Origin of the sequence: Butyricicoccus pullicaecorum, assembly GCF_002160355.1 — a bacterium.
In the GTDB taxonomy this organism is placed as follows: domain Bacteria; phylum Bacillota; class Clostridia; order Oscillospirales; family Butyricicoccaceae; genus Butyricicoccus; species Butyricicoccus pullicaecorum.
Genome location: NZ_NFKK01000001.1, coordinates 218,508 through 243,571 on the forward strand (window position 1 = coordinate 218,508; position 25,064 = coordinate 243,571).

Here is a 25,064-nt window from a genome sequence, read left to right on the forward strand (position 1 = left end):
GGGTTTTCTTGTATCCGTATTGTCATCCGCAGGCGCTTGACTTTCATATTCTACGGATGTAGAATAAAGCCAACCTAAGAAGTTCTACAAATGTAGGAGGTGAAGATATGCGAGAGACCAAACGCCTGCCCGATGCCGAACTGGCCGTGATGCAGGAGGTCTGGAGCGCACCCGAGCGCCCGGTGCCGTCTGCCTGGGTGACCGAACGCCTAGCTGACCGGTGGAAGACAACATCGGTGCTGACTTTTTTGTCCAGACTGTGTGAAAAAGGGTTTTTACAGTGTGACAAGCAGGGGAAAATGAATGTCTACACGCCGCTTGTTAGTCAGGATGACTATGGAGAGCGCGAGAGTGTCAGTCTGCTGCGCAGGTTTTATCGGGGCTCGGTGCGTGATCTGGTTGCGTCGCTGTCCCACACCGGTGCGCTGACCCGGGAAGACCTCGACGAACTGCGTGATTTTCTGGACGAACAGGGGAGGGATGAGAGATGACGACCATCTTTTGGAATCTCATTCAGGTCAGCCTGACCACCTCGGTGGTATTGCTGCCCATCCTGCTCCTGTGCGCTGTTCTGCGCCGACGGTATCCGGCAAGAGTGGTCTGTGCGTTGTGGGTGATCTTTGCCGTCCGGCTGCTTGTTCCGGTACAGAATAGCTTTCCCGACGCACCCGTTCAGGTCACACCACGGACGACCTTGGTCGAGGTGCAGACGATGCAGACGGGTGAGAGCGTCCCGGAGACGAGCGGGACGGAAAACGAATCGGTTATCGCAGAGCCGCAGCCGATCGTCGAGCGGCATTGGATGCCTGCCGGGACGATCGTGACCGCTGAGGCGCAGAAATCCATTGCGTTTGACGAAATTCTGGCGCTTGTGTGGGCGGTTGGAGCAGCTGCATTTTTGGCAGGCTCTATGCTGTCTTATCGGCGGTTTGTGCGTCGCGTGCGCTGCACGGCGCGTGATGTGCGCGACCCGGAACTGCTGCGCATTTATGAGAGCGAGCGCGAACGGCTGGGACTGCGGCAGCGCATTCCGCTGCGGCAGACACCGGAGGCCGATGGGCCGATGTTGGTGGGACTCGTGCATCCGGTTTTGCTCCTGCCCAAGGGCGGTATTCCGCTTGCCGATGCGCCGCTCATCTTACGGCATGAACTTACACACGCAAAGCATAAGGATGTGCTGTGCAAGATGGTCTTTCTGCTTGCACGGTGCGTGCACTGGTTCAATCCGGTTGTGCATCTGCTCACGTGGCAGGGCGCACAGGATCTCGAGATCGCGTGTGACCAGTCGGTCGTGCACGGACTGGACACCGATGCAAAGAGACAGTACGGACAGTGTATCTTAAATGATGTCGCTCGCCGGATGTATGGCGGCACCATGCTCACAACCAGACTGACGGGAGGAGGAAAAGCCATGAAAACCCGTTTGCAGGCGTTATTTAGCCCCAATAAAAAGCGCCGCGGCGTGGCGCTCATTCTGACAGCTGCATTTGCACTCACACTGGTCGGCGGATGCTTTGCCGTCACGCCTAAGGGAACGGAAAATGCGGCCCTCGAACAGGAGATCCGCACAACAGCCGAGACCTATTTACAGGCGATTGTGGACGGAGATGTACAGACGCTGACTACGGTTTTGCCCAAGGAGGTTTCTGCGTCTCGCACACAGGAGGAAATGCAGAAGATACTGCTTGAGGCCAACCCGCACGTGACGGCGTATGCGGTTTATCCCGATGCCGAGCGGGCAGGCGCGTATGTGGTCAAAAACTGGTCGCAGGCACTGCATAGCTCGCTGGCCGTACCTGACCAGCATACCGTACAGTGGATGCAGTTCATCCGGGAGGATGGCGTGCTGAAAGTGGATGTGGACAGTGTGGATGCGGCATGCACCATGCAGCCGACCGACGTGTGCAGCGTGCGCGATCTGGACACCTTCCAGATGCTCTATGGCGATCTGGGTCTGCCCGAAACCGGCCCGGCCATGCTGGACGATGCAGCGGGACAGATCGAAACCCTGCTGGGACTGACCGGTGGACGACTGGAAAAGCAGGGAGAGACCACGTTCCACTATACCTTCTTCAATGGACAGGAGATTTCCATTTTGACCAGACCAGAAGGAGACGGCTGGAAGTTTGACCGCTGGACGGCCGTGCAGAAGGATGCAAAGCCGGTCGATGCCGAGACGCAGAAGCAGATGGAGGCATTGGCACAGCGCTGGTGTAATGCACAGGTGGATGGTCTCTCGGCAGAGCAGGCCAAGACCTTGCTTGGCAAAGACATGATGGCCATGTTTGAAGAGTATATCAGCTGGTATGCGGACAGTGATGCGCAAAAGCTGATGGAGCTGAATAATCTGCCGATGGGTATGACTGCGGACAAGGCTGAATATACGGTCGATGCCGAGACTGGCACAGTGACCGTTCGCGTGCATGGTAAACCGGCAGAGCCAGCAAGCGGAAAGACAACTCGAACCTGGTTCAGCGGCATCACGCAGGTGCAGACGCTGAATTTTGGCTGGCAGGATGACAGCTTGCGCATTGCCGACTGCACGATCGATCAGGCCATGGTTCTGGATGACCCGGATATGATTTGCTGGACGGCAGATGATGTCATTGGGCTCGGCATGCCTGAGCGGCCTGTGTCTGCTGCTTCGCCCGAAGCGCTTGTCTATATGAATTTCCCGGTTGCCGGCGGACGGTACAATGTGGGCGATGATGCGGTTATTTATGAATTTGCCGACGGCACGATGATCTATTTCCAGTATGAGCCGCAGTATAATCCGGTTGAAGGTTCGGACAGCTATCGTTTGACTGGTGTGGTCGAGCCGGAAAACAACGAGCCGCAGGAACACCTGACGCAGTTTGTGCCGGTCATTCAGGCGGCAAATCAGTGGGCGGAAGGCTATCTGCGTGAAAATGCACTGTTCCGCTATCCGTTTATGAGCACGGCATTACAGCAGCAGTTTGTACAGGATCAGGAGCAGCTTGGCAATCATCTGCGCATTTTCTGGAAGATTGGCTGGGGTTCCAGCCCGGATGTGACCGACTGGATGCTGCGAGACCTGACCGAGGACAGTGTGACCGTAGTGTATCAGTTGGAAGCTGGTGGGGAGCAGTACCGTTATGCCGAGCGTTTGACCGTGGGCGAGCAGGATGGCATCCCGGTTGTGACCGGATGCGATGCATTGCAGGCGACGTGGGATGACAGCTTGACGCGAGAGCAGTTTTTGCAGCTGTATCCGGATGATGTGTCCGGGCTGATGGTGAACCCGGACATGGAATACATGCGGGAACGCTCGGATAAATTCCAGACACCGGAAGACGCGCTGCGTGCGGCGATTTGTATGTTCTATGATGAGGAAACGTATCCGGTGACGCGCGTTGGTGAGCAGATTGTGGTTGGTCAGGGAGTTGACCAAGATCTCAAGGTGACGTTCCCGGATGGCGGAGAGGTCTATATTACCATGCATCAGTTTACCGATGAAGGTGGGCTGAAGTTATGGAGTGTTGGACGCATCTGGGAAGGAATGCCCGATCATACGACGTAAACCGATGATAAGCAAGAAAAACCGCCCGAGAGGGCGGTTTTTTGTTGGGTAAGTATTTTTGAAATCCGGGGCGGACACCGGATTTCAAAGGGGATTTCGCCGTCTGCGGACGGCGACCAAGCTTCACCTGGACGGACCAGCCTGCGCGGCTGGACCGCGCCGGGCCGCAGGCCCGGACCCGTTTATGGGCTGCGGTGGTTTAGAGTAGTTCAGCGAAAGAGTGGATATAGCGGTCGGCGGTGTGTTCGATTTCGATTTGATCGAGTGCCGATGCGGGTTCTTCCACCGCAACCGTATAGAAACCGGCAGATTTTGCGCTCTGGATACCGCGCAGGATATCTTCAAAGACGGCGCACTGGTTCGGTACAATGCCCATACGCTCAGCAGCCAGCAGATAGATATCTGGGGAGGACTTATCGCAGTTCACTTCGTGGATGGTTGTGATATTGTCGAACAATCCGGTGATGCCCAGACGATCCAGACAGGGCAGAACCAGTTCGGGTTCGGATGAGGTTGCCGCCGAGATATGCACACCCTGTGCACAAAGTTTGCGCAGAAATTCTTCGGCGTATGGTTTGAGCGGTACGCGGTCACGGTAAGCGGCGTGGGCAAGGTCATACCATTCCTGCATGAGCTGTTCGGGTGTTTCGTCCAGGCCAAAGCGGTCAATGGTATAGCGTGCGGCATCGGCAAAGCCGAGGTGCGCGATGGACTGTGCATAGTCGGGGAGGATGGGCAGACCGCGGCGGGACAGGAATACTTCATCCACTTCGCTCCACACCCAAAGGGAGTCGAGCAGGGTACCGTCCAGATCGAAGATAAAGCCGGTCAGGTCATTGAGTGTCCGCATGGGATACCTCCGTGAGTTTGAGATGAGAAGACAGTGTCTGCGCGTCCATCTGGCTCAGCGCATCGATGACCGCGATGTGAAAGCTGCCTGTACCGAGATGTCCGGCTTTCTCAAAAGCGATTTCGCCGGCGGCAGAGATTGCGCCCAGTGCAGCAATCGCGGCAGGTAAATGATCGTCGGAAGCGGCTGCGAATGCGGCGCACAGGACGGTAGCGATGCAGCCCATACCGGTGACGCGGGACAGCATTTTGTGACCGCCTTCCAGTCGATATAGATGAAAGGCATTTGCGACAAGGTCGGTTTCGCCGGTCAGCGCAACCGTGCAGTGATAGCGTGCCGCGAGTGCGCGTGCCAGCGCTTCGCCGTCCGAAATGGAAATGGAGTGATCGCTGTCGATGCCGTGCTGGTTGACGTGCATGCCATAAATGCAGGCGGCTTCCGAGCGGTTGCAGCGCAGGATGGAAATATGGACGGTTTCCAGAAGCTGACGCACAGCCGAGGTGCGCAGCGCGGATACACCTACGCCCACGGGGTCGAGTACGACCGGGATGCCCATGCGGTTGGCCTGAGCACCGGCCAGCAGCATAGCGTCCAGCTTGCGCGGCGACAGCTGACCAATATTAAGGACAAGCGCCTGCGCATGTGTGGTCACCGCGTCGGCCTCCTCTGGTGAATCGGCCATAATAGGAGATGCGCCGATGGCGAGGGCTGCGTTTGCGCAGTCGTTGATTGTCACATAGTTGGTGATACAGTGAATGATCGGCTGGCGGTCGCGCAGAACGTCGCACAGCGCACCGGCCTGATATGTAAGATCCATGTGGATTGCCTCCTGTTCTGGTCTTTATTATACAAATGTGGGACGGCACCGTCAACCGTGGTTGCCAAGCACGGTATAGCTGTGATAGGATAAGAAAAAAAGACCGGCGGAGGTGCACAGCCTGTGAAAAAATTGGAATTACTGGTTTCGTCCATACTGGCCGGACTGCTCATCGGTGTGAGCGGTGCCATTTATCTGGGAAGCGGAAAGATACCGTTTGGAGCCGTGCTGTTTTCGGTAGCGCTCTTCACGATTTGTACCCGTGGCATGGCGTTATTTACCGGCCGCGTTGGGTATCTAGTGACGCGGCATGATCGAATGGTCTGTATCGGGGAACTGCTGGTCATCTGGCTGGGAAACCTCGTTGGATGTGCGGTAACGGCGTTGGCGGTTGCGTATGCAAAACCGGCCTATCGGGAGATGGCGTGTGAGCTGACGGCACGCAAGCTGTCCGAGTCTCCAGTGCAGATCTTTCTGCTCGGCGTGATGTGCGGTCTGCTCATGTACATTGCGGTCGATCACTTCCGCACCTGGCAGGGAGATTTCGGTCGGTTTGTCGGCATTTTACTCTGCGTCCCGGCTTTCATCCTTGCTGGGTTTGAGCACGTGGTCGCCGATATGTTTTATCTGATGCTTGGTGTACAGCAGGGAATGATTGGAAAAATCATCGTATTTTTGCTCGTTTGTTCGCTGGGAAACGCCTGCGGTGCATGGCTCATTCCGCTTTGGGATAAACTGCGCATGAGACAGGGATAGAAAAAGAGGACGTTTGGGTAAACGTCCTCTTTTCACGTGATTTCGGATGGAGGGTCTTGAGATCGGGGAAATCAGAACATATCGCCCATGTGCTTTGCGGTATTGGTCACCTGATTTGCGGCCTGTTTGACGCTGCGCTTGACAGACGGACTGGACATTGCGCTCGAAGCCATTGCAGAGGCGATTGCGCCGACGGCCATACCGGCGGCCATGCTGGACAGAATGGGGGTCAGTTTCATGTTTTTTCACGCTCCTTTTGCTGTTAGTATGGCGGTACAGACCGTGATTTAGCCCTTGGAAAATCAGAAAAAATTTACGATGACCTAACAAAATTTCTTTAGTTGCCGAAATTTTACAAAATTTCGAGCAATTTCGTTTGGCTTTTGTAAGAATGGCGGTTTACAGAACCGGGTATTCTAGGATATAATAATACAAACGATAAGTGAACAACTGTAATCAGACTTTTAATCGGAACCCGTGAGTTCCCAAAGTGCCTGAACGATCGAATGAGAGCAAAAATTGTCTTGTGTCACCAGATTCGCACACAAGGCATGGCTTCGTGCGGCTTCTTGCCTTTGGGCAGGAAGCTTTTTTTGTGCCATAAGCAGGAAAGGAGTATGCCAGTGTTACAGCAGACAGCAGAAATCATGGACGAAGCAGCCGTCCGCCGTGCGCTGACCCGCATCGCGTTTGAGATCATCGAGAAAAATCATGGCAGCCGCAGTTTGCTGCTCGCCGGGATTCAGACGCGTGGCGTACCGCTGGCCGAACGCATCGCAGATAAGCTCGGCGAGGTCGAGGGCTTCCGCCCGCCCGTCCTGCCGCTCGACATCGGCCCCTTCCGCGACGATCTGCCCCACACAGCGCCCCCGGTGCTGCCCGACATTCCCGGTCTTGCCGGGTGCACGGTGGTCATCGTGGACGATGTGCTCTATACCGGTCGCTCGGTACGCGCTGCCATCGAAGCGGTGTCCCACATGGGACGCGCCGCTCGCATCCAGTTGGCTGTCCTCATTGACCGCGGTCATCGAGAGCTGCCCATCCGACCCGATTATGTCGGCAAAAACCTGCCGACCTCCCAGAACGAGCGCGTATGCGTCAGTCTGCGTGAGACCGACGGGGAAGACCGGGTGACCATCGTCAAGCAGTCCGGGACTGCCGCGTCAGAGTAAGATTCCAATATAGCAAGTCGATTCTCATAAAAGTCATCAACCAGCGCCGGACAGCCTTCCGGCCCGTGTGAAAGGAGACAAATCATGTCTGTACAAAAACTCGTTGAATGCATCCGCCAGAAGAACAACCCGACTGTTGCCGGTCTGGACGCACGCCTGGAGTATATTCCGTCCTTTATTGTATCCCAGTGCGTTGAGCGCTACGGCGAAACCCTGGAGGCAGCAGCGGCTGCCATGCAGCAGTTCAACATCAGCCTGATCGATGCCCTGCACGACATCGTACCCGCAATCAAGCCGCAGGCAGCATACTATGAGCTGCTCGGTCCCAAGGGTGCAGAAGTGCTCAAGAATACCATCGACTATGCGCACGAGAAGGGCATGTATGTCATCGCTGACATCAAGCGCAACGACATCGGCGCAACCGCATCGGCTTACGCTGAGGCATATCTGGGCTGCACCAAGGTCGGCGACAAGGAGCTGCCGGTTTACAATGCAGATTCCTGCACGGTCAACGCTTACCTCGGTACCGACGGCATCGAGCCCTTCCTGAAGGAGTGCCGCGCACGCGAGAAGGCCATCTATATTCTGGTTAAGACCTCCAACCCGTCTTCCGGTGAGTTCCAGAACCGCGACATGGAGGGCAAGCCGCTCTTTGTTCGCGTAGCAGAGCAGTTTGCGAAGTGGGGTGAGGGTCTGGACACTCCGTCCGGCTACAATCAGGTTGGTGCGGTTGTCGGCGCAACCTACCCCGAAGAGCAGAAGATCATCCGTTCCATCATCCCCAAGGCATATTTCCTCGTACCGGGCTACGGTGCACAGGGCGCGACCGCAAAGGATATCGCAAATGCCTTCAACAATGACGGTCTGGGTGCAATCGTAAACTCTTCCCGCGGTATCATGTGCGCTTGGAAGAAGACCGGCAAGGACGGCGCAGACTTCATGGAGGCTGCACGCGCAGAGGCCATCCGTATGCGTGACGACATCGTGTCTGCCATCCGCTAAACCATTTTTCCCCTTTCCCCATCGTAAAGTTTGCAAGGAGTGACGATAGATTTGAAGAAAGCGTATCTGCTGCTCGCCGACGGTACCCTGTTCGAGGGTAAGGCTGCCGGCTATGAGGGATGCAGCATCGGCGAGGTCGTATTCAATACGGGTATGGCCGGTTATCAGGAGGTTCTGACCGACCCGTCTTACTATGGCCAGACGGTGTGCATGACTTACCCCCTGGTTGGTAACTATGGCATCAACTTCGACGACGGCGAGTCCAAGAAGAGCTGGGTTTCGGGCTATATCATGCGTGAAATGTGTGAATATCCCTCGAACTTTCGCTGCCAGAAGAGCCTGGACGCCTATCTCAAGGAGCAGAAGGTGGTCGGCCTGCAGGGCATCGACACCCGACGCCTGACCCGTATCCTGCGCAACAGCGGCGTTATGAACGGTGTCATCTATACCGAAGGCCACGAGCCCGACGAGAAGACCATCGAGGAAATGAAGTCTTACGTCGTCAAGGATGCGGTTAAGTCGGTTACGCTTTCTGAGACCGAGGTACACCCGGCACAGGGCGAGCGCAAGTACCGCATCGGTCTGATGGACTTCGGCGTCAAGTACAATATCGTCCGTGAACTTTGCAAGCGCGGCTGTGAGGTCACCGTCCTGCCCGGCTTTACCAAGGCAGAGGACATTCTGGCTGCCGGTTACGACGGCATCATGCTGTCGAACGGCCCTGGCGACCCGGCTGAAAACGTCGGCATTGTAGAAGAGCTCAAAAAGCTCATCGCGTCCGGTCTGCCCATCTTCGGTATCTGCCTGGGCCATCAGCTCATGGCACTGGCCATCGATGCCAAGACCGAGAAGATGCGCTTTGGTCACCGCGGTGTCAACCACCCGGTCAAGGATCTCGACGAAGACCGCACCTATATCACCAGCCAGAACCACGGCTACGCGGTCGTTGGCGACACCATTGACCCGGCGATTGCACGCGTGCGCTTTGTCAACCTGAATGACGGCACGGTCGAGGGTGTCGAGCACATCGGCAAGCCCATCTTCACCGTGCAGTATCACCCCGAGGTCTGCCCCGGTCCGCAGGATACCTCGTACCTGTTCGACCGATTCCTCGAAAACATTGACAAGCACAAGGGAGGCCAGTTCTAATGCCGCTGAGAAAAGATATCCACAAAGTCATGGTACTGGGCTCCGGCCCCATCGTCATCGGTCAGGCGGCCGAGTTCGACTACGCAGGCACTCAGGCATGTCGTGCCCTGCGTGAAGAGGGTCTGGAGGTCGTTCTGGTAAACTCCAACCCGGCAACCATCATGACCGATAAGGCCATGGCTGACAAGGTATATATTGAGCCGATGACCCTGGACGCGGTCAAGGAGATCATCAAGAAAGAGCGTCCGGACTCCCTGATCCCCAATCTCGGCGGTCAGACCGGTCTGAATCTGGCAATGGACCTGTCCGCTGACGGTTTCCTCGACGAGTACGGCGTTAAGCTGCTGGGCGCAAACCCGGACACCATCGCTAAGGCCGAAGACCGCCAGATGTTCAAGGACACCATGGAGAAGATCGGCGAGCCGTGCATCGCTTCCAAGGTCGTACACACGGTCGAGGATGCGGTTGCATTCACCGAGGAGATCGGTCTGCCGGTCATCATCCGTCCGGCATACACCCTAGGCGGTACCGGCGGCGGTATCGCGTACACCTGGGAGCAGCTGCGCGAGATCGCAGCGACCGGTATCATGTACTCCCGTGTCGACGAGATCCTGGTCGAGAAGTGCATCGCAGGCTGGAAGGAAGTCGAGTATGAGGTCATGCGCGACAGCAAGGGCAACGCCATCACCATCTGTAACATGGAGAACGTTGACCCGGTCGGCGTACACACCGGTGACTCGGTCGTTGTCGCACCCAGCCAGACCCTGTCCGACAAGGAATACCAGATGCTGCGCACCTCTGCGCTCAACATCATCACCGAGCTGGGCATCGAGGGCGGCTGTAACGTACAGTACGCACTGAACCCGAACTCTTTCGAGTACGCAGTCATCGAGGTAAACCCCCGCGTTTCCCGTTCGTCTGCACTGGCATCCAAGGCGACCGGCTTCCCGATCGCAAAGGTTACCGCCAAGATTGCAATCGGCTACGGTCTGGACGAGATCATGAACGCGGTCACCGGCAAGACTTACGCTTGCTTCGAGCCGACCCTCGACTATATCGTTGCCAAGTTCCCGCGCTGGCCGTTTGATAAGTTCGTTTACGCAGACAACTCGCTCGGTACCCAGATGAAGGCGACCGGTGAGGTCATGGCGATTGCACCGTCCTTCGAGCAGGCCATGATGAAGGCCATCCGCGGCGTTGAAATGAAGCTGGACAGCTTCATCATGCCCAAGCTCAAGACTTGGTCGGATGAGGAGATCAAGGCCGGTGTTGCTAAGGTCAACGACGAGCGTCTGCTGGTCATCTGCGAGGCATTGCGCCGCGGCATCATGACCATCGACGAGATCCACGACATCACCATGATCGACACCTGGTTCCTGCACGGCTACAAGAACATTGTAGACATGGAGCACGAGCTGGCTGAGGCTTCCGAGCTGAATGAGGAGCTGTACCTGCGCGCGAAAAAGATGGGCTTCCTCGACAAGACCATCGAGCAGCTGTCCGGTAAGCAGGTCGGTGCACTCAAGCGCCTGCCGGTCTACAAGACGGTTGATACCTGTGCAGCAGAGTTCGACGCTGAGACCCCGTACTACTACTCGACCTTTGACGACGAAAACGAGGTCAAGCCGTCCACCGGCAAGAAGAAGGTACTGGTTTTGGGTTCCGGTCCCATCCGTATCGGTCAGGGTATCGAGTTCGACTACTGCTCGGTTCACTCTGTCTGGGCACTCAAGGAGCTGGGCTGTGAGACCATTATCATCAACAACAACCCCGAGACCGTTTCCACCGACTTTGACACCGCTGATCGTCTGTACTTCGAGCCGCTGACGCCCGAGGACGTCGAAGGTGTTGTCAACGCCGAGAAGCCCGACGCAGCGATCGTACAGTTCGGCGGTCAGACCGCCATCAACCTGGCAGCACATCTGGAAAAGCTGGGCGTGCCGATTCTGGGCACCCAGGCTTGGTCGATCGACGCGGCAGAAGACCGTGAAAAGTTCGACGAGATCCTGGAAGAGTGCGGCATTCCGCGTCCCAAGGGAGAGACCGTATTTACCGAGGAAGAGGCTGTCAGCGTTGCTGACCGTCTGGGTTACCCGGTTCTCGTTCGTCCGTCCTACGTTCTGGGCGGTCAGGGTATGGAAATCGCATACAGCGAGCAGGATATCCGCGAGTATATGCAGGTCATCACCCGTCATAAGGTCGAGAACCCGGTACTCGTCGATAAGTATATGATGGGTCAGGAGATCGAGGTCGACGCAATCTGCGACGGCGAGGACATCCTGATTCCGGGTATCATGGAGCACTTTGAGCGTGCCGGTGTACACTCTGGTGACTCGATTTCCATGTATCCGTCCTTGCACATTTCGTCCAAGCATAAGGACACCATCATCCGCTATACCCGTGCGCTGGCTAAGAGCCTCAAGGTTCTGGGTCTGGTCAATATCCAGTTCGTTCTGTACAACAATCAGGTCTATATCATCGAGGTTAACCCCCGTTCGTCCCGTACCGTGCCCTATATCTCCAAGATCACCGGCGTTCCGATGATCGATCTGGCAACCCGCTGCATGTTCGGCGAGAAGCTGCGCGACATGGAGTTCGGCACCGGTCTGTACCCCGAGCGCGATTACTACGCAGTCAAGGTCCCGGTCTTCTCCTTCCAGAAGCTGCGTGATCTGGACACCCAGCTCGGACCTGAGATGAAGTCGACCGGTGAGGTTCTGGGCGTTGCCAAGGACTTCAAGGAAGCTCTGTACAAGGGTCTGCTCGGTGCTGGCTTTGCCATGCACAAGAAGACCGGCAAGGTCGTCATTTCCGTCCGTCCGGCTGACAAGCAGGAGGCAATTCCGATCGCTGAGAAGTTCGAGAAGCTCGGCTACGACATCTATGCAACCCGCGGCACGGCCAACACGCTCAACAACGCGATGGTCGCAGCCAACGTGGTTTACAATGCATTCGAGGCCGAAATGCATCCCAACATTTTGGATATGATCGAGAACGGTGAGGTCGATTACGTCATCTCCACCTCGGTCAAGGGTCGTCATCCCGAGCTTGCAAGCGTTAAGATTCGCCGCGCGGCAACCGAGCACGCGATTCCGTGCCTGACCGCGATCGACACCGCAAACGCACTGCTGGAGTGCATGGAAAGCGGTATGGAAATCAAAAATTGCAAGATGGTCGACATTAACGATATCTAAAAAAGAAATCCCGCGTCTTAATAGACGCGGGATTTTTGCATCGGTCAGTTTGCGGAAGAAGAGAAAATCAGGTCGCGCAGCGGCTCCATCTCGGTGACCCATTGGCCGGACTGCCGGTCGTAGAACTTGGTATCCGAGTTTACGGCGAAGGGGATACCTGCCGCATCCAGACTGTCACAGAGAAAGGCGGCAAAGGTCATCTGCTCGGACAGGGTGTAGTCGTCTCCGTCGTTGTAATTGCCGGGCATCCAGGCACCGACCCAGGTGGGAATGCCGGTTTGCGCCTGCCAGTCGAGTGCAAGCTGGATTTGATCGAGAACCAGCTGCTTTTCGGCTGCCGTTCCGGTCGTCCACAGCTTTTTCTCGTTGGTTTTGCTTGGACCGGCTGCATAGAAATGCCACTCTGCCATCAGATAGCCGTTGGCCTGCGAGGGTACCCGAAGCTCGGACAGATAAGCCGGATTGGAGCGCAGACGCGGGGACATCATAATGATGCGGTCGGGATTGGTCTGGCGAATGGCTGCGGTCACGCGCTCAATCATTTCATTGAGCCGGTCAGGCTGCTGGTTGAGCGCGTCGGTGCACTCGATGAGCAGGTCAAATGACAGCGCATGCGACTTGTCCTGATATCGTGCGGCAATGGTGCTCCACCACGCGACGACATGCTCGAGATTGCGCTCGGACGGGTCATTTTTGAAGGCGTCTGCCTGATAGGCGAGCACGGGAATGAGTCCGTGGGACAGGCAATCATCGATCTGGCGGTCAAGGCTGGCCAGTACATCCGGAGTCAGGTCATCTTTGACACGGATGCGCACATGCTTGATACCGGCTTCTGCAAAATCGATGACCGTCTGGGTCTGGTAGCTGGCGCGGCCCTCGCTGGTCTTGGACCAGTCCACATCCATACCGTGTCCGGGCATGCTCTGATATTGCGCGGGCGTGATGGCTTCATCCTGCGACTGGAAGGAAGAGGACGTGGAAGCAGCCGGGGCATTGGGTACGGCCTGTGGTATCATGGGAGAGAACGCCAGAGCGGCAGCGGTGAGCATGCTCAGCGCCGACAGGCGTAATTTCATCGGCTTCATGGGAAACAAATCCTGTTTATAACTGTTTTGAAATCTTTTTGTATTGTAACATATCGGACAGCGGTGAACAAGTGGACAGGGGAGCGGTACGGGATTTCCCGTCTTGCGTTTTGGGTTGTTTTCCAGTACAATAAAAAACAGGAAATCTGTGTTTACAGGAGGATTTAATATGGCGACTCAGGAAATGTGTCGTGTCGTCGGCAACCGGGAGATTGGCATCGGTCTGTTTGAGCTGACGATGGAAGCACCGGTACTGTGTATGCAGGCACAGCCCGGTCAGTTCGTTCATATCACCTGCGGAGAGGGCAATCTGCTGCGTCGTCCCATCTCGATTTGCAATGTACAGGACGGTCAGATGATCGTTGTTTTCCAGGTCAAGGGTGATGGTACCGCGTGGCTGTCCAAGCGTCGCGAGGGCGATGTACTCGATGTACTGGGTACGCTCGGTCACGGCTTCCGCATGGAAGAGCTGGGTGACCATCCCATCTTCATCGGCGGCGGCATCGGCGTTCCGCCCATGCTCATGACCATGCGTGCAGCTAAGGAAAACGGTGCAAAGCCCGAGGCAATTCTGGGCTTCCGCAATCAGAATGCGGTTATTTTGGAAGATGCGTTCCGCAGACTGGGTGAGACCCACGTCTGCACCGACGACGGCAGCTACGGTGTGCACGGTTTTGTCACCGATGTGCTCAAGCTGCACGTACAGGAAGCAACCGCGATTTGCGCCTGCGGTCCCAAGCCCATGCTGCGCGCCATCGCGGAGATCGCAGAGGCACAGGGCATCCCGTGTCAGGTCTCCATGGAGGAGCGCATGGGCTGCGGCATCGGTGCATGTCTGGTCTGCGCCTGCGAGCTCAAGCTCAAGGACGGACAGGAAGGCGTAAGATACGGCCATGTCTGCAAGGATGGCCCGGTATTTGACAGCAAGGAGGTCGTTTGGTAATGGATCTGCGCGTAAATATTTGCGGGGTAGAGCTCAAAAACCCCATCACGACCGCGTCGGGTACCTTTGGCTTCGGTCACGAGTACGGCGAGTTCTTTGATCTGTCCGAGCTGGGCGGTGTCGGTGTTAAGGGGCTGACCCCGACCGAACGTCTGGGCAATCCCGCACCTCGTATCGCAGAGACTCCGATGGGTATTCTCAACTGCGTCGGCCTGCAGAATCCCGGCATTGATCGCTTCATCGAGGAGCAGATTCCGTTCCTGCGCCAGTACGACACCAAGATTATTGCGAACGTATCGGGCAACACGGTTGAGGAATACTGCGGCATGATCGAGAAGATCTCTGACGCAGACGTTGACCTGATCGAGATGAACATTTCCTGTCCGAACGTCAAGTGCGGCGGTATGGCTTTCGGTACTCAGCCCAAGATGGTCGAGGAAGTTGTATCTGCGGCCAAGAAGTACGCAAAGAAGCCGCTGATTGTCAAGCTCAGCCCCAATGTCACCGACATTACTGAGATTGCACGCGCAGCAGTTGCTTCGGGTGCTGACGCACTGAGCCTCATCAACACGCTGCTCGGCATGCGCATCAATGTCGATACCCGTCGCCCCATTCTGTCCAACATCATGGGCGGTATGTCCGGTCCGGCAGTATTCCCGATTGCTGTACGCATGGTTTATCAGGTACGCAAGGCAGTTGATGTGCCGATTATCGGTATGGGCGGTATTCGTACCGGCCGTGACATTGCAGAAATGATGCTCGCAGGTGCGGACGCAATTGCAATCGGTACTGCTATGTTTGCCGACCCGATGGCTCCTGTCAAGGCGCTCAATGAGCTCAAGGAATATATGATTCAGCACGGCATCGAGAAGGTCACCGACCTGACCGGGGCGGTAGAGGTATGACAACGGTCTATCTGATTCGTCACGCCGAGGCAGAGGGCAATGTATATCGCCGCTGTCACGGACAGTACGACAGTCTGCTCACCGAGCGGGCATACCAGCAGCTGCCCTATCTGGCTGACCGCTTTGAAGATGTACCGCTGGATGCCATCTATGCGTCCGACCTCTATCGCGCACGTCACACAGCCAAAGCAATCGCAGACCGCAAGGGTATGAAGGTGCATGTGCGCCCGGTGCTGCGTGAAATTGCGATGGGTGAGTGGGAGGACAAGACTTGGGCAATCCTGCCCAGAGAAGCTCCCGAGCAGTACGCCAAGTGGCAGACACGTCCGTGGGAATGTGAAGTTCCCGGCGGTGAGCGTGTTCTGGATACCGGCGACCGTGTGTTAGGCGGTCTGCGTCAGCTTGCACGCGAATGGGATGGCAAGTCCATCGCGGTGGTCAGTCATGGTTCGGCCATTCGCGGCATTCTGTGCCGTGTACTCGGCTACGAACCTGAACAGATTGGTCAAGTCGGCTGGGGCGACAACACCTGTGTGGCAAAGTTCGAGTTTGACGGCGATACCATTCGCCCGATTTACTGGAACGATGCGTCCCATCTGCCCGAAGATCTGTCTACCTTCGCGAAAATCGGCTGGACGAACAGCAGGGGCGTGCCGATGTCGGTACAGGCATGGTTCCGACCGTATAACCCGGAAAGTGCGGAAGATCGTGCGCTGCTCATTGGGTTTGCACGTGAGTTCTACCGCAATGCTTACGGCTCGACCGACATGCTGGACGAGGATGCTTGGATGGCTGACACCGATGCAATGGCTGCAAAGCATGATCGCGCGGTTACCATTGGCATGGTCGAAGATCAGCCGGTCGCGTTGGTGCGCATGAATGTATGTGACGAAAGTGAACCGGAGATTGGCAAGGTCGGCTCGTTTGTCATTAGCGAGGATTATCGCGGTACCGGCCTGAGCGGTCAGATTCTCGGTCAGGCCATTTCGGTTTATCGCGCACTCGGTAAGGACTACTTATGCGCTTATGTCGCAAAAAATAATGCACGTGCGCACGGATTTTATGACAAATACGGATTCCATAATCAGGGCGAAGTGATGAAACCCGAAGGCCTGCACGATAAAATGGTCAAGAAGATCAAGGTCGAATCGGTCGCAGAGGAATCCGAGGACTTCATCTGGGAAGGCTAAACAATCACCGCACCCATAACTGAAGTTTGGATCAAACCTTTTCAAAGGTTTGCAGGTTCTCAGGGCAGCGCCCTGAGTCGCTCTCCGCAGAGAGCGAAATCCCCTTCTTGATTTTCGCCTTGCGAAAATCAACTAAAAATAAAAACTCAAGCGCGTCCGCAGACGCGCCATTCCCCAAAAATAAAAAGCGTTCCATCCCTGGAACGCTTTTTTTTGCTTTTATGAGGTTGTTATCTCATCCTCTGCGCATCCAAATAGCCCTGCAAAATGAGCGTCGCCGCGACCGCATCTACATTTTTACGATGCTGCTTGGCCTTTTTGCCCGCCTGATGCAAAATCTGGTGCGCCTCAACCGTCGTCCGACGCTCATCCCATAATACCACCGGCACACCGGTCTGCTCCCGAATATCCTCGGCCAGCTGGGCGCACTTTTCCGCACGCGGTCCGACCGAACCGTCCATATTCTTGGGATAACCCAGTACAACCGTCTCAATCTTGTTGTCTTTAATGTATGCGACGAGCTTTTCGAGCAGCTTGTCCCGGTTCCATTCGGAAATGACCGACGGGGAACCGGCCAGCAGACCGGTTGGGTCGGAAACCGAAAGGCCGGTGCGTGCGTCGCCGTAATCTACGCCTAAAATCTTCACGCTGTATTCGCCTCCTGTTTGGGTCGGTTATCGTTTGTGTGCAATCATTATAACATAGAACGGCGGAATTTGTACATAAAACTCAAAAAATGATGCTTGACTTGCACAGGGGGGACGTGATACAATAATTACACCTATGTAGGTTCTTTTTTTATGCCTGTTTTTTTGAGGCTGAGCCTGCAAAGGGAGGCAATCAAGTCTGCCGGAACACCCGACGGACATAAACACAATTCAAGGAGGTGCCGTTATGCGCGTTAAGGTAACGCTGGCCTGCACTGAGTGCAAGCAAAGAAACTACGATACGATGAAGAACAAGAAGAACGATCCCGACCGTCTTGAGATGAACAAGTACTGCCGCTTCTGCAAAAAGCATACTTTGCATCGCGAGACTAAGTAATCGACGAGAAAGGAAGTACGCTTCATGGCAGAGCAGGAAAAATCCACTCCCGCTGTAAAGAAGCAGACTGACAAGCCGGCAAAGGCCAAGAAGCCTTCGTTCTTCGCGCGAATCGGTAACTGGTTCCACGAGCTCAAGGCTGAGATCAAGAAGATCGTTTGGCCGACCCGTAAGCAGACCGTCAACAACACGCTCGTTGTTCTGGCCTGCTGCCTGGTGCTCGGTGTGTTCATCTGGGTACTGGACGCAATTTTCGGCTTCGGTTTCCAGACACTCGTCGGCTTCTTCGCCGCTTGATTTTGAGAGGGGCCGGATACTATGTCAGATGCAGCAAAATGGTATGTGGTTCACACATACTCGGGCTACGAGAATAAAGTAGCCTCGTCCATCGAAAAAGCGGTGGAAAATCGTAAGCTCCACGACCTCATCACCGCTGTCAACATTCCTGTTGAGCGCGTGACCGAAGTAAAGGACGGCAAGACCCGCGAGATCGAGCGCAAGCTCTTCCCGGGCTATGTACTGGTCAAGATGATCCTGACCGATGAAAGCTGGTACCTCGTGCGCAATACGCGCGGCTGCACAGGATTCGTCGGCCCGAACTCCAACAAGCCGCTCCCGCTTTCCGATGAGGAAGTGCTGAAAATGGGCGTGGAGAAGCGAGAAATCGAAATCAATTATCAGCTGGGCGACAGCGTGCGCGTCATCGACGGCCCGCTGGCAGGCTTCATCGGCGTTGTCGATGAACTCGAGCCCGAAAAGAACAAGGTACGCGTTGTCGTATCGATGTTCGGCAGAGAGACGCCCGTCGAACTCGAACTGGATCAGGTCGAGACGCTGGGCGACTGATCCCTGGACGGTCAGTAATACCGGACAGGCAGTCAACGAGACGCAGAGGATGCGTTTCATGGCAAGTGGGAGAGTCGTCCGACTCGCCAGCCACCACATTTTTTAAGGAGGATACCTCAACATGGCACAGAAAGTAGTAGGCTATATCAAGCTCCAGATTCCTGCGGGCAAGGCAACCCCTGCGCCCCCGGTTGGCCCGGCTCTGGGTCAGCATGGTGTCAACATCATGGCTTTCACCAAGGAATTCAACGAGCGCACCAAGAATGACGCGGGTCTCATCATCCCCGTAGTCATCACGGTTTATGCAGACCGTTCCTTCAGCTTCATCACCAAGACTCCCCCGGCAGCTGTTCTGATCAAGAAGGCTTGCAAGATCGAGTCTGGCTCTGCTGTTCCGAACAAGACCAAGGTCGCTAAGATCTCCAAGGCTGACGTTCAGAAGATCGCAGAGATGAAGATGCCTGACCTCAATGCTGCTTCCGTAGAGGCTGCTATGAGCATGATCGCAGGCACCTGCCGCTCTATGGGCATCACCGTAGAAGAGTAATTTTTCATAAGCTGAAGTTTCACGTTTTTTGACGGCGGACACGGCCGTCTAAGTGGGAGGGAAATTCCCGCAGTACCACTAAAGGAGGATATTATTGTGCGCAAAGGTAAAAAGTATGTAGAGAGCGCAAAGCTGGTAGACCGTACCAAGCTGTACGATCCCGCTGAGGCGCTTGCAACCGTTGTTTCTACCGCTAAGGCTAAGTTCGACGAGACCGTTGAGCTGCATGTAAAGCTGGGCGTTGACTCCCGTCACGCTGACCAGCAGGTTCGCGGCGCGATCGTTCTGCCGCACGGTACTGGTAAGGATGTTCGCGTCCTGGTATTCGCAAAGGGCCCCAAGGCTGACGAGGCTGTTGCTGCTGGTGCAGAGTACGTTGGCGCTGAGGATATGGTTGCTAAGATCCAGAACGAGAACTTCTTCGATTACGACGTTGTCATCGCAACCCCTGACATGATGGGCGTTGTTGGCCGTCTGGGTAAGGTCCTGGGCCCCAAGGGTCTGATGCCGAACCCGAAGGCTGGTACCGTTTCGATGGACGTTGCTAAGGCTGTTAAGGAGTCTAAGGCTGGTAAGATCGAGTACCGTCTGGACAAGACCAACATTATCCACTGCCCGATCGGCAAGGCTTCCTTCGGTGTTGAGAAGCTGCAGGACAACTTCAACGCACTGATGGGCGCTATCATCAAGGCTAAGCCGGCTGCTGCAAAGGGTCAGTACGTCCGCTCCTGCGTCGTTGCGTCCACCATGGGCCCCGGCGTTAAGATCAACGCGGCTAAGGTTTCTGAGTAAATTTTTACTCGAAACTTAAAAAACGTGTTGACAAGGCATGTTTTCCATGCTATAATTTAATAGCTTGGTCAAAGACAGCAGGCAGCCGCAAGGCTTGAAAGGCGTTCCGTCGCCGCCCGCCGAGGTCAGCACGAACAGATTGATGTTTTGTGTACCCTCTTGTGTCTTTGCACAAGAGGGTACTTTATTTTTGATGGAGGTGAAACAAGATGCCTAACGCAAAGGTTCTGGAAGAAAAGAAGGCTCTGGTCGCTTCTCTGGTCGAGAAGATCAAGAACAGCCCCGCTGGCGTTCTGGTCGATTACAAGGGTATCACCGTTGAGGACGATACCAAGCTGCGCCGCGAGCTGCGCGCTGCCGGCGTTGAGTACGCTGTTGTAAAGAATACCATGCTCCGTTTCGCTGCAAAGGAGCTGGGCTTCGACGCTTTTGAGGAGCACCTGAATGGTACGACCGCTCTGGCGATCAGCACCACCGACGATGTCGTTGCACCCGCTAAGATTCTGAACGAGTATGCTAAGAAGCATGACAACTTCAAGATTAAGGCTGGTTACCTGGAAGGCGAGGCAATCCCGGTTGCCGAGGTCATGAAGCTGGCAGAGATGCCGTCCAAGGAAGGCCTCATCGCTCAGGTTCTGTATGGCTTCAATTTCCCGATCACTCAGCTGGTTATTGCGCTTGACAATATCGCTAAGAAGACCGAGGATGGCGAAGCTCTGGTTTCTACCCTGGTTGCACCCAAGGAAGAGGCTGCTGCTGAGTAATTCAGCATAAATTTCAATTTTTTCTAACTTAAATTTGTAATTGGAGGTTTATACCATGACTGTTGCAGAGATTATGGAAGCTGTAAAGGGCCTGAAGGTCCTGGAGCTGGCTGAGCTGGTTAAGGCTCTGGAGGAAGAGTTCGGCGTATCCGCTATGCCCGTTGCTGTTGCAGGTGCTGCTGGCGGCGCTGCTGCTCCGGCTGCTGAAGAGAAGACCGAGTTCGACGTTGAGCTGACCGACGCTGGTTCTTCCAAGATCAACGTTATCAAGGTTGTTCGTGCTATCACCGGCCTGGGCCTGAAGGAGGCTAAGGAGAAGGTTGACGGCGCTCCGGCAATCATCAAGGAAGCTGCTTCTAAGGAAGATGCAGAGTCCATCAAGGCTCAGCTGGAAGAGGCTGGCGCAAAGGTTACCCTGAAGTAATCTATACTTGTGTCCTTCAAGAGACAGGCTTTATGCCTGTCTCTTTTTTTATCTCTCATCCCGCATTTTTCGCATTTCATCGGTCAGGCAGGGGATTGACTCTTGCCCCGCTATGCCGGATATGATAAAATAATAGCAAAGAAACAGGAAAGGGAGATTTTATTATGCTGACTCCGGCAAAAAAGGAATTTATCGAATTTATGATGGCAGCAGATGTGCTGCGCTTCGGCAATTTTGTAACCAAGAGCGGTCGAAATACCCCGTATTTCGTCAACACCGGTAACTACAAGACCGGCCTGCAGAACTCCAAGCTCGGCGAGTTCTATGCGGCTCTGGTCAAGGAGACCGTTGGCGAGGACTTCGACGCAATGTTCGGTCCCGCTTACAAGGGCATCCCGCTGGCAACCTCGGTTTCCGGTGCACTGGCTCGCAACTACGGCATCGATAAGCCCTTCTTCTTCAACCGTAAGGAAGCCAAGGATCACGGCGAGGGCGGCAACATCGTCGGCTACAAGCCCAAGGACGGCGACCGCATCATCATCATCGAGGACGTTATCACCGCTGGTACCGCAATCCGTGAGACCATGCCCGTACTGCAGGGCTGCGCTGATGTCAAGGTAACCGATATGTTCATCTCGGTAAACCGCTGCGAAGTTGGCCAGACCCCCGGCAAGACCGCTGTTATGGAAGTTGGCGAGGAGTTCGGCATCAAGGTACACGCGCTGATTACCGTTCAGGATATCTACGAGTACCTCAAGGAGCAGGGCACCTACGAGGAGATCCTGCCGCTGATGGAGTCCTATATGGCGCAGTACTGCGTATTCTAAACCGGAACAAACAAAAAGTCAGGTTTTTACCTGACTTTTTTGTGTCAATCACCGTTTTATATATAACAGGATCCCCGTGTAAAAGAAAGGAAACGGCTGTATGAAAAAAATGAAAGTTGCATTGATCGGTGTCGGCGATATCAGTAACAAATATGTCGATAACCTGAAACAGTACCCCAAGATCGTTGAGATCGTGGGATGCGCTGCACGCGACTACGAGAAAACGGTCAAGCGTGCGCAGGAACTGGGCATTGACCATGTTTATGAATCGGTCGATGCGCTGCTGGCCGACCCGGAAGTCGAGGTTGTGCTCAATCTGACCGTTCCCGAAGTGCATGCCAAGTACAATCTGGCAGCCCTGCGCGCAGGCAAGCACGTTTACACCGAAAAACCGCTCGCGGCAACCTTCGCCGAGGGCAAGCAGATCATGGATTTGGCAGCAGAAAAGGGGCTGACGGTGTGCTGTGCACCCGATACCTTCTTCGGCAGCCGCCTCCAGACCATGCGCGAGCAGATTGACGCAGGAACCATCGGACGGATTACCGGCGGCGAGGTGTCCATGCTGTGTCATGGCTGGGAATTTGTGCATCCTAATGTTGCGTTCTACTATCGTCCGGGCGGCGGCCCGACTCTGGACATGGGCCCGTACTACCTGACCGCACTGGTATCGCTGCTCGGCCCGGTGGAAGCGGTCACGGCAATGTCCGGACGCTCGACCGAGACGCGCTACCTGCCGCTCATGGACAAGACCGTACCGGTCGAGATCGACACCCATGTCACCGGTGTCATGCGCTTTGCATCGGGTGCGATCGTCACCGCAACCTTTAGCTTTGACGTGTGGGATTCCATTCGTCCGCGTATGGAGCTGTACGGCACCGACGGTGTGTTCATCATGGCAGAACCCGATTCCAACGGCGGTCCGAATATCTTCGGCGGCGACCTCTGGCTGCGCCGCAAGCAGGATTTCCGTTGGGGCAAGATGCCGCGTCCGGAAGGCGTGAACGATATCCCGTTTGAGACCGTTCCGTGCGACCGTCCGTTCAATGAAACCGGCCATGACCGCAACAGCCGCGGTATCGGTCTGGTCGATCAGGTGCTGGCCATTCAGGAAGGCCGCCAGGCGCGTGCCAACGGTCAGATGGCGCTGCATGTGCTGGAAGTGCTGGAAGGTCTGGTCAATGCTGCACAGGAAGAAAAGTGGGTGCGCATGACCACCACTTGCAATCGTCCGGACGCGCTGCCCGCCGATTTCCTTCAGAAGTAAATAGAAAACCGCCCGAAAGGGCGGTTTTTTTATACTATTTTGGCGCAACTGCGGCAAATAGATCACACCATGCCTGCGGCCAGACACCAGTCGAAAGGTAAGACGCAAAGTTGAGATCATGGTCGGCATTGGGATAGAGGTGGACGGTCAGATTATCCTTTCCCAACGCAACAAACTGTGCCTGTATGTCTAGTGTATCCTGTACGGGAACGTTGGCATCCGCTTGCCCCTGAAAAATGACGATGGGAAGGTCTAACTCGGTCAGCATATCTCGATTGGGTGTAAAGTGTGCGTGGGCCTGGAACCAGGCACTTGTCAGACGAACCGGGTAGTTTTCTGTGAGCCATGCGTCGTCGCTGCGGGCGATGGCATCATAGAGCGCCTGCCGCGAAGGTGCGAGCAGGGCGGCAAAGTCCGAGGCGGTCAGCTGGCCGTCTCCGTCTGCATCTAGTTCTGGGAATGCAACCTGCTCCAGTCCCAACGCAGGACGCACGCCGTACCGATCGTTTTCATACTCGGCTTGCGAGACCCTTCCGTCACCGTCGGCATCAAAATACAGGCAGTAAGTTACCATGCTGCTGCCACCGGTTTGCTGCCAGTCGAGTACCTGCTGCATGGTGCCGTTGACATATCCGGCCAGCAACAGACCATCGACCGGGACGAGCTGAGCAACCTTGGGGGCGATCATGGTACCTTCCGACCAGCCGAGCAGATAAATCGGACAGTCATGCAGACGGGAGTCTGTGCGCAGCGTACGGACGATCGCGGCGACGTCCTGCACGGAATGTTCGGGAAGATAAGTCTGGTATGCTTGCGGGTCAATCGTATGATAAAAGGGCGGTGTGTCACTGGCAGTCACGCCGCGGGTACTGTAACTGAAAAAGGCAGCGCCGACTTCGTTGAAGCCGCTTGCGACCAGATCAAAGTAGGAGAATGTCGTATCGGCTGAAAGTTGGCGGGTATTTTGGTTGGTGTTGGGGCCGGAGCCGTTGACATAGATGACCAGAGCACGCGGCGACTGGTCGGACGGAAGATATAGTCGGCCTTCAAGCGGATATGCGTCAAAAGAGGGAATGGTGAGGGCTTCGACTGTGCCCGTGGCAGCGGGTGAGGCTTGCGTGACTGGCGGCAGATAAGCGCTTGGGGATAGTGCGAGCAGACCGGCTGCCAGAAGAGAGAGTGCGGCAAACATCAGATATGACCTCCTTGCAACTCAGCAAAATTTTCTACCGATGATTCGAGCGAAGACCAGATAGATCACTATCATCACCAAAATCTGGAAGCACAGGAAAAAGTACAAGGCGGTGCTGAAAAACAGTGCGAAAAAGGCGGTGATGTAGGTCAGAACCATGGTCGTCCAGAACGCCAGCCGTGCCGACTGTCCGGCAATGTACTGGTTGCGCTCGTCCATTTCACACACTTCGCTGGCCTTGAGGCGTTTTTCATCGTGCAGCAGGCTGCGGGTGCGCAGGAAGGTTGCCAGACCTGCGCCGAACATACCGACGGAAATGCCGATAAAGGCGCTGAAGGTATCGGAATTTTGCAGGATATTTGCAGCATTGCGGCAGATGATGCCGGCAATCAGGATGCACAAAGCGACAAGGCTTTCGATCAGACCAAAATACATGGTAAAACGCTTGCGTGCAGCGTATGTCAGAGTCTTCATAGATCATTCCTCCTCGAATAAAAAAATATCTTCAATGGTGGTATCAAAATATCGTGCAATCTTGTGCGCGAGCAGGAGCGATGCATTGTAGCGCCCGTTTTCCAGGGAAATAATGGTCTGACGGGTGACCGATACCGCGTCGGCCAGTTCCTGCTGGGTGATGCGCCGCAGCGCTCGCAGTTCTTGAATGCGGTTTTTCACGGGGGACAGTCCTCCTTTCAAAGTAAAGCTTGCTTTACTTATAGTATAGCGTGCTTTACATAAATGTCAAGGGTGCTTTACAAAA

The 25,064-nt window shown here is 55.4% G+C and carries 28 protein-coding genes and 1 other annotated feature; of the genes, 19 read left to right on the forward strand and 9 right to left on the reverse strand.

Going from position 1 to position 25,064, the window contains the following annotated elements; translation table 11 throughout:
* The first annotated feature begins 107 nt into the window (after nt 1-107).
* Both B5F17_RS01050 and B5F17_RS01055 read left to right on the forward strand, forming a co-directional pair.
* Complete coding sequence (locus B5F17_RS01050) at nt 108-491, forward strand: BlaI/MecI/CopY family transcriptional regulator (protein ID WP_016148189.1); 384 nt, start codon at nt 108-110, stop codon at nt 489-491.
* Nucleotides 488-3,541: a M56 family metallopeptidase gene (locus B5F17_RS01055; protein ID WP_087369945.1), complete on the forward strand. Its 3,054-nt coding sequence runs from the start codon at nt 488-490 to the stop codon at nt 3,539-3,541. The genes B5F17_RS01050 and B5F17_RS01055 overlap by 4 nt, the downstream gene beginning before the upstream one ends.
* A 199-nt stretch (nt 3,542-3,740) precedes the next feature.
* On the opposite strand, the gene B5F17_RS01060 is transcribed toward B5F17_RS01055, so the two are convergent.
* Entirely contained in the window at nt 3,741-4,391 is a 651-nt protein-coding gene (locus B5F17_RS01060) for an HAD family hydrolase (protein WP_087369947.1), read from the reverse strand.
* Nucleotides 4,375-5,208, reverse strand: a complete 834-nt coding sequence (gene thiM / locus B5F17_RS01065; RefSeq protein WP_087369949.1) for a hydroxyethylthiazole kinase — start codon at nt 5,206-5,208, stop codon at nt 4,375-4,377. Before thiM ends, B5F17_RS01060 begins: the two co-directional genes overlap by 17 nt.
* A gap of 123 nt (nt 5,209-5,331) precedes the next feature.
* Between thiM and B5F17_RS01070 the strand changes: the two genes are divergently transcribed.
* Nucleotides 5,332-5,964 (forward strand): formate/nitrite transporter family protein, encoded by a 633-nt coding sequence (locus tag B5F17_RS01070; RefSeq protein WP_087369952.1) that lies wholly within the window; start codon nt 5,332-5,334, stop codon nt 5,962-5,964.
* A gap of 71 nt (nt 5,965-6,035) precedes the next feature.
* Here B5F17_RS01070 and B5F17_RS14755 read toward each other — a convergent pair whose 3' ends face one another.
* Nucleotides 6,036-6,203 (reverse strand): hypothetical protein, encoded by a 168-nt coding sequence (locus tag B5F17_RS14755; protein WP_016148184.1) that lies wholly within the window; start codon nt 6,201-6,203, stop codon nt 6,036-6,038.
* A 378-nt stretch (nt 6,204-6,581) separates the two neighbouring features.
* Here B5F17_RS14755 and pyrR point away from each other — a divergent pair, with 378 nt between their 5' ends.
* From pyrR to carB, 4 genes are all read left to right on the forward strand, one after another.
* Nucleotides 6,582-7,136: a bifunctional pyr operon transcriptional regulator/uracil phosphoribosyltransferase PyrR gene (gene pyrR / locus B5F17_RS01075; protein ID WP_016148183.1), complete on the forward strand. Its 555-nt coding sequence runs from the start codon at nt 6,582-6,584 to the stop codon at nt 7,134-7,136.
* Nucleotides 7,137-7,220: 84 nt separating this feature from the next.
* Complete coding sequence (gene pyrF, locus B5F17_RS01080; RefSeq protein ID WP_087369954.1) at nt 7,221-8,138, forward strand: orotidine-5'-phosphate decarboxylase; 918 nt, start codon at nt 7,221-7,223, stop codon at nt 8,136-8,138.
* 51 nt (nt 8,139-8,189) lie between these two features.
* Nucleotides 8,190-9,287, forward strand: a complete 1,098-nt coding sequence (locus B5F17_RS01085; RefSeq protein WP_206396666.1) for a carbamoyl phosphate synthase small subunit — start codon at nt 8,190-8,192, stop codon at nt 9,285-9,287.
* Nucleotides 9,287-12,481: a carbamoyl-phosphate synthase large subunit gene (gene carB, locus B5F17_RS01090; protein ID WP_087369956.1), complete on the forward strand. Its 3,195-nt coding sequence runs from the start codon at nt 9,287-9,289 to the stop codon at nt 12,479-12,481. Before B5F17_RS01085 ends, carB begins: the two co-directional genes overlap by 1 nt.
* A gap of 44 nt (nt 12,482-12,525) precedes the next feature.
* Here carB and B5F17_RS01095 read toward each other — a convergent pair whose 3' ends face one another.
* Complete coding sequence (locus B5F17_RS01095; protein ID WP_087369958.1) at nt 12,526-13,566, reverse strand: glycoside hydrolase family 5 protein; 1,041 nt, start codon at nt 13,564-13,566, stop codon at nt 12,526-12,528.
* Between the two features lie 169 nt (nt 13,567-13,735).
* On the opposite strand from B5F17_RS01095, the gene B5F17_RS01100 reads away from it, so the two are divergent.
* Genes B5F17_RS01100 through B5F17_RS01110 form a run of 3 tightly spaced genes read left to right on the forward strand, consistent with a single transcriptional unit; the run spans nt 13,736 to nt 16,604 of the window.
* The gene (locus B5F17_RS01100; RefSeq protein WP_087369960.1) at nt 13,736-14,509 is read left to right on the forward strand and encodes a dihydroorotate dehydrogenase electron transfer subunit; all 774 of its coding nucleotides are present in this window, start codon (nt 13,736-13,738) and stop codon (nt 14,507-14,509) included.
* A complete protein-coding gene (locus B5F17_RS01105) occupies nt 14,509-15,414 on the forward strand; it encodes a dihydroorotate dehydrogenase (protein ID WP_016148177.1) in 906 nt (301 codons plus the stop codon). The genes B5F17_RS01100 and B5F17_RS01105 overlap by 1 nt, the downstream gene beginning before the upstream one ends.
* Nucleotides 15,411-16,604: a bifunctional histidine phosphatase family protein/GNAT family N-acetyltransferase gene (locus B5F17_RS01110; protein ID WP_087369962.1), complete on the forward strand. Its 1,194-nt coding sequence runs from the start codon at nt 15,411-15,413 to the stop codon at nt 16,602-16,604. Before B5F17_RS01105 ends, B5F17_RS01110 begins: the two co-directional genes overlap by 4 nt.
* A 31-nt stretch (nt 16,605-16,635) precedes the next feature.
* On the opposite strand, the gene B5F17_RS14760 is transcribed toward B5F17_RS01110, so the two are convergent.
* Nucleotides 16,636-16,800: a hypothetical protein gene (locus B5F17_RS14760; protein ID WP_162608040.1), complete on the reverse strand. Its 165-nt coding sequence runs from the start codon at nt 16,798-16,800 to the stop codon at nt 16,636-16,638.
* A 34-nt stretch (nt 16,801-16,834) separates the two neighbouring features.
* Nucleotides 16,835-17,251 (reverse strand): Holliday junction resolvase RuvX, encoded by a 417-nt coding sequence (ruvX, locus tag B5F17_RS01115; RefSeq protein WP_016148175.1) that lies wholly within the window; start codon nt 17,249-17,251, stop codon nt 16,835-16,837.
* Nucleotides 17,252-17,498: 247 nt separating this feature from the next.
* Here ruvX and rpmG point away from each other — a divergent pair, with 247 nt between their 5' ends.
* From rpmG to B5F17_RS01160, 9 genes are all read left to right on the forward strand, one after another.
* A complete protein-coding gene (gene rpmG, locus B5F17_RS01120; RefSeq protein WP_016148174.1) occupies nt 17,499-17,648 on the forward strand; it encodes a 50S ribosomal protein L33 in 150 nt (49 codons plus the stop codon).
* A 24-nt stretch (nt 17,649-17,672) separates the two neighbouring features.
* The gene (gene secE, locus B5F17_RS01125) at nt 17,673-17,945 is read left to right on the forward strand and encodes a preprotein translocase subunit SecE (RefSeq protein ID WP_016148173.1); all 273 of its coding nucleotides are present in this window, start codon (nt 17,673-17,675) and stop codon (nt 17,943-17,945) included.
* Between the two features lie 21 nt (nt 17,946-17,966).
* Nucleotides 17,967-18,494 (forward strand): transcription termination/antitermination protein NusG, encoded by a 528-nt coding sequence (gene nusG, locus B5F17_RS01130; protein WP_016148172.1) that lies wholly within the window; start codon nt 17,967-17,969, stop codon nt 18,492-18,494.
* A 121-nt stretch (nt 18,495-18,615) separates the two neighbouring features.
* A complete protein-coding gene (rplK, locus tag B5F17_RS01135; protein ID WP_016148171.1) occupies nt 18,616-19,041 on the forward strand; it encodes a 50S ribosomal protein L11 in 426 nt (141 codons plus the stop codon).
* Nucleotides 19,042-19,137: 96 nt separating this feature from the next.
* Nucleotides 19,138-19,833, forward strand: a complete 696-nt coding sequence (gene rplA, locus B5F17_RS01140) for a 50S ribosomal protein L1 (protein WP_016148170.1) — start codon at nt 19,138-19,140, stop codon at nt 19,831-19,833.
* A gap of 50 nt (nt 19,834-19,883) precedes the next feature.
* Nucleotides 19,884-20,028: a sequence feature (ribosomal protein L10 leader region), on the forward strand.
* 14 nt (nt 20,029-20,042) lie between these two features.
* Nucleotides 20,043-20,597: a 50S ribosomal protein L10 gene (gene rplJ, locus B5F17_RS01145; protein WP_016148169.1), complete on the forward strand. Its 555-nt coding sequence runs from the start codon at nt 20,043-20,045 to the stop codon at nt 20,595-20,597.
* A 55-nt stretch (nt 20,598-20,652) separates the two neighbouring features.
* On the forward strand, nt 20,653-21,021 hold the full coding sequence (gene rplL, locus B5F17_RS01150; protein WP_016148168.1) for a 50S ribosomal protein L7/L12: 369 nt from the start codon (nt 20,653-20,655) through the stop codon (nt 21,019-21,021).
* 164 nt (nt 21,022-21,185) lie between these two features.
* Nucleotides 21,186-21,848, forward strand: coding sequence for an orotate phosphoribosyltransferase (pyrE, locus tag B5F17_RS01155; RefSeq protein WP_016148167.1), 663 nt, complete (start codon nt 21,186-21,188; stop codon nt 21,846-21,848).
* Between the two features lie 100 nt (nt 21,849-21,948).
* Nucleotides 21,949-23,112 (forward strand): Gfo/Idh/MocA family protein, encoded by a 1,164-nt coding sequence (locus B5F17_RS01160; RefSeq protein WP_087369964.1) that lies wholly within the window; start codon nt 21,949-21,951, stop codon nt 23,110-23,112.
* 34 nt (nt 23,113-23,146) lie between these two features.
* Here the strand turns inward: B5F17_RS01160 and B5F17_RS01165 are convergent, their stop codons facing one another.
* From B5F17_RS01165 to B5F17_RS01175, 3 genes are read right to left on the reverse strand one after another with little or no spacing between them, the layout of a single operon-like run.
* The gene (locus B5F17_RS01165; protein WP_087369966.1) at nt 23,147-24,304 is read right to left on the reverse strand and encodes an alpha/beta fold hydrolase; all 1,158 of its coding nucleotides are present in this window, start codon (nt 24,302-24,304) and stop codon (nt 23,147-23,149) included.
* A 21-nt stretch (nt 24,305-24,325) separates the two neighbouring features.
* Complete coding sequence (locus B5F17_RS01170) at nt 24,326-24,778, reverse strand: DUF2178 domain-containing protein (protein WP_087369968.1); 453 nt, start codon at nt 24,776-24,778, stop codon at nt 24,326-24,328.
* 3 nt (nt 24,779-24,781) lie between these two features.
* The gene (locus tag B5F17_RS01175; RefSeq protein ID WP_087369970.1) at nt 24,782-24,979 is read right to left on the reverse strand and encodes a helix-turn-helix transcriptional regulator; all 198 of its coding nucleotides are present in this window, start codon (nt 24,977-24,979) and stop codon (nt 24,782-24,784) included.
* Between the last annotated feature and the right edge of the window lie 85 nt (nt 24,980-25,064).

Bases quoted from the DNA above. Each gene is read 5' to 3' on its own strand.
- B5F17_RS01050 (WP_016148189.1), top strand. From the start codon at position 108: ATGCGAGAGACCAAACGCCTGCCCGATGCCGAACTGGCCGTGATGCAG.
- B5F17_RS01055 (WP_087369945.1), top strand. From the start codon at position 488: ATGACGACCATCTTTTGGAATCTCATTCAGGTCAGCCTGACCACCTCG.
- B5F17_RS01060 (WP_087369947.1), bottom strand. From the start codon at position 4,391: ATGCGGACACTCAATGACCTGACCGGCTTTATCTTCGATCTGGACGGT.
- thiM (WP_087369949.1), bottom strand. From the start codon at position 5,208: ATGGATCTTACATATCAGGCCGGTGCGCTGTGCGACGTTCTGCGCGAC.
- B5F17_RS14755 (WP_016148184.1), bottom strand. From the start codon at position 6,203: ATGAAACTGACCCCCATTCTGTCCAGCATGGCCGCCGGTATGGCCGTC.
- pyrR (WP_016148183.1), top strand. From the start codon at position 6,582: ATGCCAGTGTTACAGCAGACAGCAGAAATCATGGACGAAGCAGCCGTC.
- pyrF (WP_087369954.1), top strand. From the start codon at position 7,221: ATGTCTGTACAAAAACTCGTTGAATGCATCCGCCAGAAGAACAACCCG.
- carB (WP_087369956.1), top strand. From the start codon at position 9,287: ATGCCGCTGAGAAAAGATATCCACAAAGTCATGGTACTGGGCTCCGGC.
- B5F17_RS01095 (WP_087369958.1), bottom strand. From the start codon at position 13,566: ATGAAGCCGATGAAATTACGCCTGTCGGCGCTGAGCATGCTCACCGCT.
- B5F17_RS01100 (WP_087369960.1), top strand. From the start codon at position 13,736: ATGGCGACTCAGGAAATGTGTCGTGTCGTCGGCAACCGGGAGATTGGC.
- B5F17_RS01105 (WP_016148177.1), top strand. From the start codon at position 14,509: ATGGATCTGCGCGTAAATATTTGCGGGGTAGAGCTCAAAAACCCCATC.
- B5F17_RS01110 (WP_087369962.1), top strand. From the start codon at position 15,411: ATGACAACGGTCTATCTGATTCGTCACGCCGAGGCAGAGGGCAATGTA.
- B5F17_RS14760 (WP_162608040.1), bottom strand. From the start codon at position 16,800: ATGGAACGCTTTTTATTTTTGGGGAATGGCGCGTCTGCGGACGCGCTT.
- rpmG (WP_016148174.1), top strand. From the start codon at position 17,499: ATGCGCGTTAAGGTAACGCTGGCCTGCACTGAGTGCAAGCAAAGAAAC.
- secE (WP_016148173.1), top strand. From the start codon at position 17,673: ATGGCAGAGCAGGAAAAATCCACTCCCGCTGTAAAGAAGCAGACTGAC.
- nusG (WP_016148172.1), top strand. From the start codon at position 17,967: ATGTCAGATGCAGCAAAATGGTATGTGGTTCACACATACTCGGGCTAC.
- rplK (WP_016148171.1), top strand. From the start codon at position 18,616: ATGGCACAGAAAGTAGTAGGCTATATCAAGCTCCAGATTCCTGCGGGC.
- rplJ (WP_016148169.1), top strand. From the start codon at position 20,043: ATGCCTAACGCAAAGGTTCTGGAAGAAAAGAAGGCTCTGGTCGCTTCT.
- rplL (WP_016148168.1), top strand. From the start codon at position 20,653: ATGACTGTTGCAGAGATTATGGAAGCTGTAAAGGGCCTGAAGGTCCTG.
- pyrE (WP_016148167.1), top strand. From the start codon at position 21,186: ATGCTGACTCCGGCAAAAAAGGAATTTATCGAATTTATGATGGCAGCA.
- B5F17_RS01160 (WP_087369964.1), top strand. From the start codon at position 21,949: ATGAAAAAAATGAAAGTTGCATTGATCGGTGTCGGCGATATCAGTAAC.
- B5F17_RS01165 (WP_087369966.1), bottom strand. From the start codon at position 24,304: ATGTTTGCCGCACTCTCTCTTCTGGCAGCCGGTCTGCTCGCACTATCC.
- B5F17_RS01170 (WP_087369968.1), bottom strand. From the start codon at position 24,778: ATGAAGACTCTGACATACGCTGCACGCAAGCGTTTTACCATGTATTTT.